At 66.0% G+C, this 14,496-nt stretch carries 12 protein-coding genes and 3 pseudogenes; 10 read left to right on the top strand and 5 right to left on the bottom strand.

Annotated elements, in window-relative coordinates; genetic code table 11:
• Positions 1 to 14: 14 nt before the first annotated feature.
• From J0695_RS14315 to J0695_RS14310, 3 genes are all read right to left on the bottom strand, one after another.
• Positions 15 to 278 (bottom strand): helix-turn-helix transcriptional regulator, encoded by a 264-nt coding sequence (locus tag J0695_RS14315; RefSeq protein ID WP_206962405.1) that lies wholly within the window; start codon positions 276 to 278, stop codon positions 15 to 17.
• A gap of 746 nt (positions 279 to 1,024) precedes the next feature.
• A complete protein-coding gene (locus tag J0695_RS43850) occupies positions 1,025 to 1,273 on the bottom strand; it encodes a DUF6207 family protein (protein ID WP_277989983.1) in 249 nt (82 codons plus the stop codon).
• 303 nt (positions 1,274 to 1,576) lie between these two features.
• Positions 1,577 to 3,547, bottom strand: a complete 1,971-nt coding sequence (locus J0695_RS14310; RefSeq protein ID WP_206962404.1) for a hypothetical protein — start codon at positions 3,545 to 3,547, stop codon at positions 1,577 to 1,579.
• Positions 3,548 to 3,958: 411 nt separating this feature from the next.
• Between J0695_RS14310 and J0695_RS14305 the strand changes: the two genes are divergently transcribed.
• Both J0695_RS14305 and J0695_RS14300 read left to right on the top strand, forming a co-directional pair.
• A complete protein-coding gene (locus tag J0695_RS14305; protein ID WP_206962403.1) occupies positions 3,959 to 4,309 on the top strand; it encodes a hypothetical protein in 351 nt (116 codons plus the stop codon).
• Between the two features lie 128 nt (positions 4,310 to 4,437).
• Entirely contained in the window at positions 4,438 to 4,680 is a 243-nt protein-coding gene (locus J0695_RS14300; RefSeq protein ID WP_307798619.1) for a Tn3 family transposase, read from the top strand.
• 153 nt (positions 4,681 to 4,833) lie between these two features.
• Here the strand turns inward: J0695_RS14300 and J0695_RS14295 are convergent, their stop codons facing one another.
• Entirely contained in the window at positions 4,834 to 6,000 is a 1,167-nt protein-coding gene (locus tag J0695_RS14295; RefSeq protein ID WP_206962401.1) for a TniQ family protein, read from the bottom strand.
• 81 nt (positions 6,001 to 6,081) lie between these two features.
• Positions 6,082 to 6,336, bottom strand: a complete 255-nt coding sequence (locus J0695_RS14290) for a helix-turn-helix domain-containing protein (protein ID WP_307798615.1) — start codon at positions 6,334 to 6,336, stop codon at positions 6,082 to 6,084.
• A 69-nt stretch (positions 6,337 to 6,405) separates the two neighbouring features.
• Between J0695_RS14290 and J0695_RS14285 the strand changes: the two genes are divergently transcribed.
• The 8 genes and pseudogenes from J0695_RS14285 to J0695_RS14255 all read left to right on the top strand — a co-directional run.
• The gene (locus tag J0695_RS14285; RefSeq protein WP_206962399.1) at positions 6,406 to 8,196 is read left to right on the top strand and encodes a TniQ family protein; all 1,791 of its coding nucleotides are present in this window, start codon (positions 6,406 to 6,408) and stop codon (positions 8,194 to 8,196) included.
• A 59-nt stretch (positions 8,197 to 8,255) separates the two neighbouring features.
• Positions 8,256 to 8,960, top strand: a complete 705-nt coding sequence (locus tag J0695_RS14280) for a TnsA-like heteromeric transposase endonuclease subunit (protein WP_307798614.1) — start codon at positions 8,256 to 8,258, stop codon at positions 8,958 to 8,960.
• Entirely contained in the window at positions 8,960 to 11,098 is a 2,139-nt protein-coding gene (locus J0695_RS14275) for a TnsB C-terminal domain-containing protein (protein ID WP_206962397.1), read from the top strand. Before J0695_RS14280 ends, J0695_RS14275 begins: the two co-directional genes overlap by 1 nt.
• A 5-nt stretch (positions 11,099 to 11,103) precedes the next feature.
• On the top strand, positions 11,104 to 12,291 hold the full coding sequence (locus J0695_RS14270; RefSeq protein ID WP_206962396.1) for a TniB family NTP-binding protein: 1,188 nt from the start codon (positions 11,104 to 11,106) through the stop codon (positions 12,289 to 12,291).
• A 57-nt stretch (positions 12,292 to 12,348) separates the two neighbouring features.
• Positions 12,349 to 12,828: pseudogene (locus J0695_RS45645) on the top strand (TniQ family protein); the annotation flags it as partial.
• 162 nt (positions 12,829 to 12,990) lie between these two features.
• Positions 12,991 to 13,611, top strand: coding sequence for a hypothetical protein (locus J0695_RS43845; protein WP_242552638.1), 621 nt, complete (start codon positions 12,991 to 12,993; stop codon positions 13,609 to 13,611).
• A gap of 313 nt (positions 13,612 to 13,924) precedes the next feature.
• Positions 13,925 to 14,224 (top strand): annotated as a pseudogene (locus J0695_RS14260) (ATPase, T2SS/T4P/T4SS family); the annotation flags it as partial.
• Positions 14,221 to 14,496: pseudogene (locus tag J0695_RS14255) on the top strand (type II secretion system F family protein); the annotation flags it as partial. The pseudogenes J0695_RS14260 and J0695_RS14255, both read left to right, overlap by 4 nt.

Here is a 14,496-nt window from a genome sequence, read left to right as displayed (position 1 = left end):
GCTGGTCGGGGAGTTCAGTGCTCAGCGCGTGGGGGCTCGTGACCGGCGCAGAGCGGGTCGAGGAGTTCGCCCAGCGGGATGCTGAAGGCGTGAGCGAGGGCATGCCAGGTGCCCAGGGTTCCGATCGTACGGCCCTGCTCGATCTCGATGAGGGTGCGGCGGGACAGGCCGCTACGGGCGGCGAGCTGGTCATAGCTCCATCCGCGATCCGCCCGCAGACGGGCGAGGAACTGCCGCAGCGCCATCGGGTCGGGCTCTGGCGGCAGGGAGATCGTCACCTGCCCATCCGACGGTGCAGGACACTGCCCTGACAGTGCAGACCTCTGCCCTATTTGTGGGCATACGAAGGTATCTCCGGCAGGGCACAGGTCTGCACTACGGTGTCCGCGCCCGACGTCCCCGTATGAGGTGCGCTGGGAGCAGTCCCGTCTCGGCTTGGAGGGAACCGATGGCTACCCCGCCCTCGCGTGTGTGGAGCGTCACGATCAGCAGCCCCACCGGGCGGCCAGCGCTGACCTGCAGTGCCTGTCGCTCGCCCACTCCGCTCACAGGGGCCAACGGGGCATCAGGGGTCCGCCGGCATCTTGCACTGCACCTGGCCGAGTCCCAACTGCCAGTTCACCTACGGATCTGCCAATGCCGCGAGAGGTCTTGCGCATGGCACCGGCGGCAGGGGCCGTGCTCGGGCTCTCTACGGCTCCTGCTCATTCGGGCGGACCACGGCCGCACCTGGCACCTGGCAGACGCCTGCAGCGCCTGCGCCGCTGCAATCCCCCAGGCCGCTACCGTCCCGGAGCCCCCGATACGCATCACTGCCGCCTTCGACATGCCAGCCACCATTAGCTGCGTCACGACGGATGCCCTAAGCGAGCACGGTGAGTGGGTCGAAGTGCAATGAGACCCGTCCCTTGCCCTGACCGCGCACGCTTCGGGGTGGCTGCTGTACGCGAAATAGTGCCGCGCGTCGTCGAGTTTGCCCCGGGGCCAACTGCCGCCCGGCCTGGCACCCATGTGACTCAGGCACTCAGGAATGCTCGAACAGCAGCAACTGTCCGCGATCCCAGCCGTCCGACTCCCGGGCGACGTCTGCCCAGACCCGTGCCCGCACTCCGTCCGCTCCGGGAATGCGCCAGAGATGGCCGACTCCCGATGACTGCCACATGTCCGCGATCGCCTGGGCCGCTGTCCGAACTGTCGCTTCGTCCAGGGCTGTCATCTCCACACAAAGGAGGCCGGGCCTGCCCAGAGCCTGTGCGATCTGTTGCCTAGTCATCGTCGCCATGAGGGCAGCGACGATCCGATGTGCGGGCCCGGTTCCGCCCTGACCGGCAAACCACCCCCGAGGGTGTACCCGCCGACCGGACTGAGGCCTTCACGCTTGCCGGATCCGGAGCAAGCGCGTCGCCGGCATGGCGGTCGGCGTCTCAAACCGGCCGATCGAAGCCATCGGCGGACTCCTTGAACACCCGCGGGGCCCCGCCCTCGGGCCGACACCCCAGCAACTGAACTACCAGTGGGTTGCTCGAAGCCAGCGGGTCCAGGCCGCAGTTGCACCTCGAACTGTGAGCAGGTGCCTTTAAATTGGCTCGAAGTCCAAGCTCTGACTTCCCCAATCGGAGAGCTTGTCGATCAATCTGGAGGTGTCGGGGTCGATGTCGTCACCAAGTCGCACGGAGCGCATAGTCGCAGTGAGCACCTCCACCAGATCATTGTCGCAAAGCTCCGAGGCCAGAGAGCGAAGGGCGCGGAGCCTAGGAATTGGGTTCCCGATGCCACCGGTTTGTGCCAGGAAAACTTGATAAGCCGCCCACCGGCGAAATCTGTCCGGAGTCATATATGATTCTCCGTCATATTCCCAATGATGCAGCAAGCGAACAATGGCGATTCCGAATTGATCACCGTCCACATCTCCCTTGGAGAACGACCTCATCGGCGCTACGGGCCCGGTGAATACATGGACCTCCGATGCAATCTCGGCCACCAAGGTGAGATGCTGGATCTCGTAAGGAATCAGACTGGCGATTCTGCCGGCGAGAATGGTGAGTGTGCCGGGTCCAGGGGGCGTCAGGGCGATGATCCAATGATCATCCTCTTCTGCCACGGTGGCATTTTCGCAACCCTGCAGGATGAGGCCGATCACGGACATTTCGGCTGGTGAAATTCCGAGCGTCTTGTAGAAGTCGGCGTCATGAGTGGATACGCCGGACTCGGCCAGCGCTGCTTGCAATCCCACTATGCAGCCCATCGCGCTTTCGTACGCTGTCAGGATCTGATCAATGAGTTCGTGCCAATTCAGCTGTCCGGAACCGCTGCGTGTCTCGAACTCGATTCCATCATCCGCATAGCGCACCATGCGATGCGCTTGCGCCGTTCTGATGTCGAGGTTGAATCCTTGGACCAAGTGCTCTAGGTCGGCGTGGGCGCGCGTGGCACGCAGTAGGCCAGTCGCATCGTCCTGACGTAGCTTGTCGTAAGAACGCGACTTGCGGCCGGTCCCTGCGAGAAGCGCAATGGCCACCAGCTGGCCCGGGCCCTCCACCAAGCTTGCGGCGATGTCCACCATAGCGCGACCAACCTGGCGCGTAATTGATGAACCATTGATCACGTGCGTGGCTTGAGCTGAAGCGTCATACAGCTCAAGCAAGCTCTCTCGCAGATCCGGCAGGAAGTCCTGAGAGGATGCGAGCACCGACAGGAGCGAGGGGTCCTGGGTAAACAGCGAGTAGGTCGATGAGACAATATGACGGAAACGCTGTCGGTCACCATGAATGTGCGCGGCGACATCTTGCAGCACGAACTGCAGTCCGGCCACCCCGCTCGAAGTCATGGGCGCCTGGAGGATCGTTCGGAGGGATTCGTCGGCCGCGGAAGAGAGCGTCGTAAGATCCGAGGCGTTGCATTCAATTTGAGCTTGAAGAATCAGAACTGTCAATTTTTCGTCAATTTTATCAGAAATGATCAACGCTCCGAGCAGCTCGCTGAGGCCTCCCAAACCCGCAATCTCAAGCGTGGCGGCATCCAGTTGATCCTGTGCATGGCCTGCCTTCTTCTGGGCTTCCAGTGGCGTCGCAGAACACAGGGCTTGCAAGTAGCAGCGGGCCATCTCGATCAGGCGTGCTACGCATCGATCAGTATATTCAATAATGCGAGCCCAAGGCCGCAGCCGAGGTGTTGCCGAAATCAGAGCTCTCTCGCATGCGATATCACTTATCGCGGAAAGAAGCTGCTCCTCGCAGTCGCTTCCTTCGGAAGTCACCGACTTCAATGCTTGAAAGAATCTTGAAAGCCACCCATCCAGGCGTTCGAAAATTTGGGAACAGTCATCCAGGGTGAAAGTTTCCACGAGTGGCACAGGTGTTGGCTGGTCAATAAGGAGCATCGCCCCTTTGGCGACGGCAATTCTCGACAATGTGCGGTGATCGATCTCCCATGGTGCTGGTCGCGCCTCGCAGTCCGGGCATCGAACGCCGCGAACCCGTGAAATGCCGCACCCACGGCAGTCGATCAAGTCGAATGACAGGTTGAATTCATTGCGGGAGGTACTCATAAGACTCTCCTGGGCTGCTGCGGGTCTGGCACTGGCACAGAACAACGGAGACCAGGTTCAGTATCGCCCCGCGCGGGTCACGGCTGTACCGAAAATCCTCCGAGTGCTCGTAGTGCCGCTCTCTGTGGAGGCAGCACACCGGCAACTCGGAGGAGCCGGGTTTCTGGATCCCTGTAGACCGGGCCCAAGAACGAACACCGTCTGCAAGCTCGGAGGCAGATCATTTGTGGAGACGGCCCCTTGCCGCCTTCGGGCCTCGTTCGTGGAAGAGTGCTTGGCCCTCCGGCCGTACCTGTTCTCAGCCGGCCGTGGACTGGTGGGCACGCATGTTGAGGTGTCGCGTGTTCGCGAGCCGCTCAACGCACCGAGCACGGTGAGTGATTGCTTGGGGATCGTGGCAGCCGCGCGCAATTGCCACAGCCAGCGGTCGAGGAACTCGGACCAGATGAACCCGTTGTAGCCGTCGAAGGCAGGTGGATCGATCTTCTTGAGTATGTCAGCGAGCAGGCTGAACTCGGCGAGGGCTTCGTCCTCACGGTCATCCGGGTCGCTGAGGATCTCGGACCCACTGACGTGCAGGCCGTAGTGGTGCAGGGTCCGCAGCCACAGGTCGATGCAGGAGTTGGCGAACCACGCCTAGCTTTGCGGAAGGACGTAGCGGACCGTGCCTGTCTCGGGTTCGACGCCGAACGACCGTTCCAGGCCGGGCACGAGGTTGCCATGGCGGTTCTGGGTGAGGCGGTAGAGCGACCTGTCATCTGACGTCTGGAGTGCCGGAACCGCTTCCACCTGGAGCGATCTCCGGAACGAACATCAACTTACGAACCGCCCACTAATGCCTCCACGCGGAGGATGCCCCTGCCGACAAGGGGGTCCATGCACCAAAGACCATCTTTGTGGCCCGCTACTTGCAACTGCGGGACCTGCAGCGGAAGGTCGAGGAGGGCCTGAACGTGATGGAGTCCTCCAACGGCGCCAACTCCGTGATCGCCTACGGCAAGGGGTGGGGGCCCACCAGTTCCGGCCCTGACTGGCACCTCTGCCCCGACCAAGTTGACGGAGCCGGCAGTAGCAAGGGCGGCTCGGCATATCGCGGCCGGCGCAGAATCGGGCAGGAACCGGCGGCGGTTTAGTCCTGGGCTCCACCCCACCGGCCGCAGCCGACCGCGGGATCCTCTGGCTCGCGGGGCGCTCAGAAGGACGGCAGGTCACTATCCTCCGAGGGCGCTTCGCTGGCTCGCCAGCGGGGACGACTCAGCGCCCTCGGTGCCGGGGGGCGTCCGACGTCATCGAGGTTGCTCCCTGGGGTACTGCCGGTCTTCGCTCCCGGCCACGGGGTGCAGGCGGTGGGGTGACCGGGAATTGATGTAGGCGGGGCCCTGGTAGGGCAAGGACACCAAGCCGGTGCGTAGGGCCTCGCGTACGTGCGCGGTGTCGTGGTGGAACGGCCCGAACACCAGGGAGGTTCCGTACAACTGATGCCCGTGGTCCATGAGGTGGGCGAACGGATCTCCAAAGAGCGGCTGTTTGAGTTTCAGCCACTGCACCGTCCGTTGCGGGCGGTACCCATGCGCCGACAGCCGCTGGGCCACGTGTGCCGCGCCGGCCATCCGCAGCGGGTCGGTCCACAGCGGTGACAGTTCCGGCTCGCCCTGGGGCCAGCCGGCATCGTTGTACTCGAAGTGGAGTACAGGCCGGAGTTCCGCCTGGGCCCTGGACAGCATGTCGGGGGCGAGGCGCTGGGCGGCGATGGCGGTGAGCGAGGCGAACTCCGTCTCCTGGGCGGACTCCTCCGGGGTCCCGTACAGCCAGCGCAGCAGCCGTTTCTGCCCCTGCAAGGCGTGTCTGTCGGCGAGTGGGACTGTCTCGTCCTGGTCCAGGCGTCCACGGCACACGGTGGCGTTGTCGCCTTCCGGATGCGGGGTGCTGCGATCGAGGGAGGGGACGGATTGTCGCCACCGCAGCGGGCATACACGGCTGTCCCGGCCCCACGACAGTCCGCTCTGTACTCGCTTGCACCGTGGGCAGGAGTTGCGCAGATACACCCGGTGATCCAGGCAGACGAAGCTCCACGGCAGCTTCCAGTCCAGCCGCCACTGGCCGTCCCGGGCGAGGCACTTGGGGCAGAAGTTGGAGTGGCGGCGAAGAACCCACGCTCCGGCAGCCCATGCGGTCAGGTCTCCTCCATGCCGGAAGGGCGGGGGCGGGAGGTTGGGCAGGGCAGTGGCGGCAAACCGCGACAGCAGCATGCCGCCGATGGTTTCCACCGGTACGCCTGCCGCTACGGAGAGCGCGTCCAGGGACGAGGAGGCAAGGCCCAGGCCTGCCGTCGTCGGGCGCATCTCTCCTTGGGCCGTGAGCCCCAGACAGGCGAGGAGGTCCGGCTGGCGTATTTCGTAGAGGAGACCGATCCGGTTGATCCAGCTGGACAGTGACTCCCGTTCGCCGGGCAAGGGAACAGTCGGTAGCCGACGCGGCGCCCCGACCTGCGGGGCAGGCGGGTAGACGCCTGGGTCCGGCATGAACACGAGCCTTTACCGGTGGTCTGGACCCATGTCCTGGAACAGCTCAGAGGGCGTGACGCCCAGGGCCTTGGCCAGGGCCGGGATGCGGTCGACGGAGACGCTGTGGACGGAAGCCTCGACCTCCGCGTAGAAGGACCGGTCCATACCCGCAGCGGCCGCCACAGCGGTCTGGGTCATCCCCGCACGTGTACGCAGAGCCCGCAGACGCCGCCCGAAGGCCAGCCGCTGGGCCGGGACACCCGTACTGGAATCACTGTTCGCCACAGACGGAACCGTAGTACGGTTCCACGTTTGTAGGAGATCTCCTACAAAGCGGAGTCGGAGGAGGGGCCGGTGGGTAACCGAGGGCTGCCGCGTCGGCTTCCGGCGGTCCCCGTTCCCGTCGACGGCGAGTCGTTTCCGTCCTGGCTCAACCGTGCGGCTGCCGACTGGCAGATCGCCCCTGGCCAGGCCGCCCAGGCGCTGGGCCTGGAGTGTCACCCGAGCTACTCGGGAGTCAGGGCGCTGCGGTTCGGCGCCGCGCTCACGCCGCGAAGCCTTCAGAGCATCACAGCAGCCACCGGCCTGGAGGCGCAGGTGATCCAGGCGATGCAGCTGTCGCGGTATGCGGGCACCGTGCTGGACTTCACCGGGCGCGAGGAGCCGGGACAGCGGGAAGAGAGCTACGCCCGGCTCCGCAACCGCGAGTGGGCGCTGTTCACCTCCAGCCGTGCGTGCCCCAAATGCCTGGCCAGCGTTCCGGTATGGCCGCTGTGGTGGCGCCTGGGGATGGCCGCCGTGTGCCCTGAGCACCGAGTCCTGCTGGTGGACACCTGCGGGCAGTGCCACGCGCGTCTCGGCTCCGGCTACACCGGTCATCCCCGCGGCTTGACCACCCGAAGTCAGATACTCGACCTGGACCTGTGCAACAACCGGCGCCCCGCGAGCCGGAGACGCAAGGCCGGATTATGCGGCCAGAGGCTGGCTACGCTGCCCACCGTGCCGGTGTCGGCCGAGCTCGCCGATCTGCAGCAGCGCATCCTCGTCATCGCCGGCGGCGGCCCCGCCCAGGTGGCAGGCACCCCGGTGGCTCCGGCGGAGTTCTTCGCGGCCCTGCGGTTCTTCGCCGCAATGGTGCGGCTGGTGGCTACCGCCGAGGAGATCGCCATATGCGCTGCCCTGCCCCACACGGCGGCGGCAGTGTTCACGGCTGACCAGCAAGAGCGGCAGCGCGCCAGCCGGGGCGGCGGCCGCAGTCAGCTGCAGGCCAGTCCGCCCAGCGCCGCGCACGCCGCCGCCGTACTCGCCCTGAGCGCCCCAGCACTCTTCGCCCCCGACCGCAGCACCTGCCAGAGCGCCCTGGCCACCTGGATGGATCGCGCCGTCGCCCTGCGCCGTACGCCTGGCAAGAGTGACCCGCTGCGCCCCATACCCCGCCCTGCCTGTCTGGAGCCCCTGGTACGTGCTGCTGTCCGGCCTGCCTCCCGTGTCGCGGGAGTCCTCACGAGGCGCCCCCAGCCTTCACCCTCGTTCACCGCCGCACACTTGCCCCACCTTGCAGACGCCGGCGATTACACGGCACTGATCGCCCGGCATCTGCCCGGCACGGCTGAGACGAGCGGACGGCGTCTGGCGGCGCTGGCTCTGGCCCGGCTCGCGGGCGCCGCCAGCTGGCGGGGGGCCGGCACCGCGCTGGACATGGATCCCTTCAAAGCCGCCCGTGCCACGAACACGCTCGTCCAGCGCATCAACGACGCGGGCGGCTTCTGGCGGGACATCGAACAACTCGGGGCCCGCGCTATCGAACGCGGCCTGATCGACTATGCCGCTCGGCGCCGGACGCTGGCCGACCTGACCGCTGTTCCCCACGCCGTGCTGTTCGAGGTGTGTCACCCGCTGGGGTGCGACGTCACCGCGCAGCGCTGCCGCCACGCCGCCGCCTGGATCTGGCAGCACTTCACCGGCGGTGACGTCCGCGAAGCCCCCGCCTACGCGCCGGGGCTGTGGGCATCTGCCGGGAGGTCTTCCGTCCGAGAGGGCGGACGGCGCTTTGCCACCTGGCTTCCGGCCCCCGTCGCCCGCCAACTGACCGCTTACGGAGAGTCCCTGCTCGACGCAGCTACCCCAGGAAGGAAGGGGGCATGAGCCCGCGACGGTCCCGGACACTGCGGCCTTTACGGCATGCGTTTCACCAGCTGGACATCGTGTACTACGACGCAGGCGGCCTCGAACGGCTCCTGCCCGTCGAGAAGGCCCGCGAGGTGCGCTTTGAGACCTGCCGGCCGGCCCGCGACTTCCCCACCTACGAGGGGCAGGACCACACTCCCGGCTCGTACTGGGCAGCTAGCAGCGACACAGTCCTGGACTACGAGAGTTTCCTGGAGGCCCGCTGGATGAAGCTTCTCGACTTCGACGCGAAGATCGCCTGCTTCGCGGCCCAGCCCTTCGTCTTCGAGGGTGTCGACGCCGACGGGCCCTGGACTCACTATCCGGACCTGTTCGTCCGCCGCAGTGACGGCTCCGTGCTGCTGCTGGACGTCAAGAACCCCGAACAGCTCGACAAGCCCAAGGTCCAGCTCAAGGCCCGCCGTACGGCGACCGCCTGCCAAGAGCTCGGCTGGGACTACCAGATGGTCGGCGAACCGGATCCGCAGCTGTGGGCCACCGTCGAATGGCTCGCCGGCTACCGCCGACCGCTGAACGCCACAGCCCCCCTCGTGGACCTCCTGCTCTTCCGTGCCCAGCACCCGGTCAGCATCGCCGAGCTGCTCTCCATCTGGCCCGAGCCGGACATTGAACGGGCTGTCACCTACCACCTCATGTGGCATCACCGTCTGCTGTTCGATCTCACCCGTCCGTTGCGCGACCACACCAAGGTGTGGGCCGCCCCCGTCCCGGAGCGCGCCTGATGGACCAGCGTCACCGCATCGCAGTCGAAGACTGGATCGATTTCGAGGAAGAGCAGCACCAGGTCACCGGCATCACCGGCGCCCTGATCCGTCTGCGGTCGATCTCCGGACACCATCAGACGATCTTGCTCAGCGTCCTGTTGACCGACTCCTCCTTCCGTACCCTGACCGCGCCGCCAGCCGCCTCCGACAACGGCACCGCGGGCCTGGACCCCGGCGGCGTGCTGGCGTCGCTGACGAACAAGCAGGCCCGCGACGACGCCCTGGAACTCGAAGCCCACCTGTACGAGGCCACCACCGGCTACCGCTCAGGAACTTCCTTCGACAAGGAGCCCGGTGAGCCCCGCCCCAAGTACCAGCCCGACCTCCTGCTCTCCGAGCGAGTCGTGGCCAAGGCAGCCGAGCTGAGCCTGACCGAGCGCCGCATCTGGCAGCTGCTCGAGCAATGGGAGGAGAAGGGGCTGTGGGCGCTGGTCGATGGCCGCAAGGCACGCCTGAAGAACCCGTTGCGCAACATCGACGAGCGTGTGATCATCGCGATCCGCGAGCAGGCCGCCGCCGAACGCCGCGACAGTTCCTCCAGCGTCTCCACCCGCTTCAGGCGCCGCACCCAGAACCGGCTTGATGCGGACTACGGCTCCGGCACCGTAGATCTACCCAAGCCGGACACCTTCCGCCGGGTGGTCAAACTCCTCCTCCACCACAGCCCCTCCGACCCCGCTTACCAGCGGATCTCGGACGCCAACCAGCCCGACCGCACCTTCGGCAACGTCATCGCCCACCGGCCCGGCCAGGTCGTCATGCTCGACACCACCCCGCTCGACGTCCTGGCCTACGACCCCGCGATGAACGACACCTACAACGTCGAACTCACCGTCGCCATCGACGTCGCCACCCGCTCTGTCCTCGCCTGGCGCCTTACCCCGCTCGGCACCAAGGCCATCGACATCGGCCTGCTGCTGGCGGACGTCATGACGCCCGAACCGATGCGCCCCGAGTGGGCCGACGCCCTGCGCTACCAGATGCTGCGCATCCCGTACGAGCGTCACCTCAGCGTCGACGAGCGTCTCGCCGAAGCAGCCGCCCGGCCCGTCATCTACCCCGAGACCCTGCTCTACGACCAGGGCAAGCCCTACAAGTCCGACGTCGTGAAGCGTGCCTGCCGTAAATGGCGGATCGACATGCAGGACGCCCGCAAGTTGAAGCCCACCGACAAACCCCAAGTGGAGCGCCTGTTCGGGACAATCCGGGAACAGTTCTCCATGCACCTCGCCGGGTACAAGGGCTTCAACGTCGCCCACCGAGGCAAGCACGTCGAAGAACAGGCCCGCTGGACTCTGGACGAGATCGCCGAGTTCTTCGCCGAGTACGTCATCGCGGTCTACCAGAACCAGCACCACAGGGGCCTGACCCTGCAGGGCTTTCCTGACCTGCACGTCTCGCCCAACGAGGCGTACGCCATGGCGCTGGGAGCGGCCGGCTACGTCGACTGCCCCCGCGACCCCAAGATGTACTACGAGCTGCTGCCCATCGCGGATGACGGCCGCGTCATCAACCCCTACGGGGTTGAGCTCAACCACCTGATCTACAACGCGGACATCCTGTACAAGTTCCGCCGCGCCAAGTCCCCCTACGACAACGGACGCTGGCCCGTCCGCTACGACCCGCGCAACCTGCTGCACGCCTATTTCCACAACCCCCGCAACGACATCTGGTACACACTGCGCTGGACCAAGGCGCTCAGCGACCTGCAGCCCTTCACCGACATCACCTTGCGCGAGGCCAGGCGCTTGGTAGAACTGCGCGGCGGCGACCCGAAGGACAAGGACTTCCAGGAGCAGATCGCCAAGGCCCTGTGGGACCTGCAGAACCGCACCGACGCCCCCGAGATGTGGACGAAGACCGAACGGAAGCGGCACACCCGCGACCGGCACCGCGGTGAAGCCCAGGCCCAGGACGAAGCACGCTCCACCCCCGCAGTTCCCGCCACTGTCCCGCCGCCGGTGCCGGAAGCCGTCGAGCCGACCGTCCCCTCGCTCCACGCTGTCCCCGACCTGCCCGGCGAGGACGACGACTTCGACCCGTTCGCCGTCCAGCCCGCCGAGGTCTGGAACCCCCACACCGGCCAGGAAGGCTGACCGCAGTGCCTACTCTCTTCCCCTCGGATGACCAGCCCGAAGAACCGTACGGAACGGGCGACTTCAAACACCCGGGCCTGTCCGAGCCGCGCACCAAGGAGGAGTGGCGCGAATACCTCGACTACATTCTCCCGCCGCGGCCGGTCCTGCTGCCCCTCGCGGACTACGAGCAGCTCGACGCCGAGGAGAAACGCCGGCACAACATGGTCCGCTTCGCCCACCACAGTGCCCTGATTATCGTCCGCACTAGCCAGATGATGACCATCCACCATCAGATCCGCCGCCGGATGATGACCAACGCCTTCCAGCCCGCCGGGGCACGGCGCAGCATCGTCCTCGACGGCCCTGCCACCCTCGGTAAATCCACCTTGGTCAAGACGTTCGCGTACGACTTCGAGCACGAACTGCGGGCGGGCCATCCCGAACGCTTCGAGAAGCGGTACATCGTTGACGGGCGACTGATCGACTACACGCCCGTCGTCTACGTCAACATCCCCTCCCAGGCCACCCCGAAGGACCTGTCGGTCGCACTTGCGCAGTACCTCGCTCAGCCTTACCGGTCGGGCGCCACCAAGAGCGACATCACCCGTCTCGTCCTGGACAACATGCGCCGCACGGGCGTTGAGCTCGTGATCATCGACGATGCGCACTTCATGGACCTCTCCCTCAAGGAGGGGAAGGTCGTTAACGACCATCTGAAGTACATCGCGAACCACACTGCCGCGACCTTCATCTACACGGGCGTCGACCTCAAGCACTCCGGTCTCTTCCTCGAAGGCACCGGTGACACGCGCGTCACTCAGACCGCTGGCCGCAACACCCTGCTCCATATGACCCCTTACAACATCGGGACCAGGGCCGAGAAGGCCGACTGGGTCTCCGTCATCACCGCGATGGAAGACGCCCTTGTCTTGTACCGCCACCAGAGCGGAACTCTCGTCGGACTGTGGAGGTACCTCTACCGCCGCACGGGAGGAAACATCAGTTCGCTGGCGGAACTCATCCGTGAAGCAGCAACAGAGGCGGTACTCACCGGAACCGAGAAGATAGACGGAGCCCTGCTCGCCGGCATCACGATCAACGAGCACGCCCAAAGCACCTACGACGCCCACTGGCATCAGGTGGACCCTCCACCGGCACCTGGACGCCCTTCCGATCCTCTGGACGAAGCCGGGGAAGCCGAAGCGAGCTAGATCAACATACGCGGCACCAAGGGCGGACGCCCCAGAAGGCCGCACGGGGACAAGGACATGGAACAGACACCGTCGGCCAGCGACCGCATGACCGGGGCAGCGGGCATCGGCACGGGGCCCATGTATGCGACACGCGCTTTCAGGACCCTGCGGCGTCTGCCGACTGTCCCGGTTCCGTTGCCGGGCGAATCACTGTTCAGCTGGGTGGACCACCTCGCCCATACCTACGAGGTAGACCGGGGCCGGATGATGCGTGCTCTCGGACTGGAGCCGAAAGGGGCCCATGCCGGGCAGTTGGCCAGGTACACCGACCTAATCGACCGGCCTGACTTGGAGCTGCTTCAACACGCAACGGGGCTTGACCTAGCACGACTGGAGCAGATGAGCTTGATGGGCGCGCGGATACATCACGTGGAAAGCGGGAATGACGAGACTCCTTGGGCTCCCGGGAAAGTGTGGGCGTTCTGCCCGCAGTGCCTCAAGCCACCCGCGCGCTGGCCTTCGTGGTGGTATGAGTCCTGGGCAGTCTTGTGCCCCGTACATCGCTGCTACACGGCCTCGTTCTGCCCCGATTGCGGCTCGCCGTTCACCCCCGCCACACTGCGCGGTGACGCACCGGGACTGTGCCCCGGCTTCGTCGGACCTTCGAGACCGGCGTCGAAGTTGCCGTCAGGGCGCCGCCGCCGGTGTGCTCGGCCCTTGTGGAAGATTGAGACGCCGTCGGTGACCGATCCAGTCGTACGAGAGGTCCATCGGATCTTGAGCTCCCACCTCATGGTGGGAGCTCCCTTCCATCCATCTGCCACGCGGCAGTGGTACGACGACTTCCGCACCCTGAGATTCCTGCTCGGCGTACCTCGCCCTGTCCGTGTCCGCAGCTTCTCTAGCCTCGATTGCACCCTCCAACAGCGCCACTGTGGAGAGCAGGTAGACAAGACTGTGCGCGAGGGGGGCACCCAGTGGCACTCTTCCGCCTCGGGATTCCTGCACCCGTGGCGGGTCACGGATCGGGGTATCCGTGACAAGACGCGTGATCCGGTCGCAGTAGCGGCTGAGATCCACGTCATTGGCACCGTCCTCGCAAGTGACGACGTTGAATCGACCATCCAGAAGGTCTTCGACGTGCCTTACCCCAGAGACCTCGCATCCTCCGGCGATCACGGACTGCCGCGTTACCTGCTCCGCGCCAGCGCTTCGCTGGACCACCTGTTGCAAACGGTGCTCAGCCTCAGCTCTGCGGACGAACTGCGGGAACGACGAGCCCTGATGGCCAGCCTCCGGATGCAGCGCACATCCACGGTCAAGCAAGATCGTCAGTGATCCTGGGGTCGGTCGCGTGGCAGCCTGGAGAGATCCGTCTTGTCCGTAACGCCGCTGACGAATGCCGCTGCGTAGTGGCCGAGGGCTTCCTGCGGGATGATCTCGCCTATCTGCTGGCCTTGGCCGCCCGATAAGCGACTTTGACGCGAGCCAGGCTAGTCACGCTGAGTGACCGCAATAAGTGGCGTGTGCGGAGAGCCCCTGGGGTACTGAAATCTTTCGTGCGTTAGAAGTGACTTAAATCACCTCGCGAAAGATTTCAGTACGCAGGTCAAGGCCATACCTACTGAAATCTTTCGTGCTGCCCGACAGCTGCGGGACGGTTCACGCCAACGCGGCGGCGGACGTGCCGGCGCGGCTCGAGGCGCTGGGGTCGGCTGCCGGGCTCGACCGGGCGGCGCTGCACAGCCAGTTGGCGGCCGCGCTGGCCGTGGTGGTCCATCTCGTACGGGACCGGGCGGGGCAGCGGCGGATCGCGGAGATCCGGGTGCTGGAGCGGGACGCGGCGGGGCTGGTGATGACGGTGCCCGCACTGCGGTGGGGCACGGCCGGATTTGTCCAGGAGCGGGGCTGGGAGCGGCTGCGCTCGATGATCGCGGGGGGTGCGGGATGAACGGGCCGATGTTCGCCGCGGTGCTGTGTTCGGGGGCCGCGCTGTGGCTGCTGGCGGGGCGTCAGCGGGGCCTGCGGAGGGCGCGGCTGCTCTTCGCCGACGGGGCGGCGGTGGCCGGTGCTGGTCCGGCGTGGAAGGCGCCCGCATGGGCGGACCGGCGTCGGATGGGGCGGGAGTGGCTGTGTCTGCCGGTGGCGCTGGTGGTGGCCGTACTGGGCGCGTCCGTACTGCCGTTGCTCGCGGGGGCGGTGGCGGTGCCTCTGGTGGGGCGG

Source organism: Streptomyces beijiangensis (genome assembly GCF_017315755.1).
GTDB lineage: Bacteria > Actinomycetota > Actinomycetes > Streptomycetales > Streptomycetaceae > Streptomyces > Streptomyces beijiangensis.
This window is presented reverse-complemented; position numbering and strand designations above follow the sequence as displayed.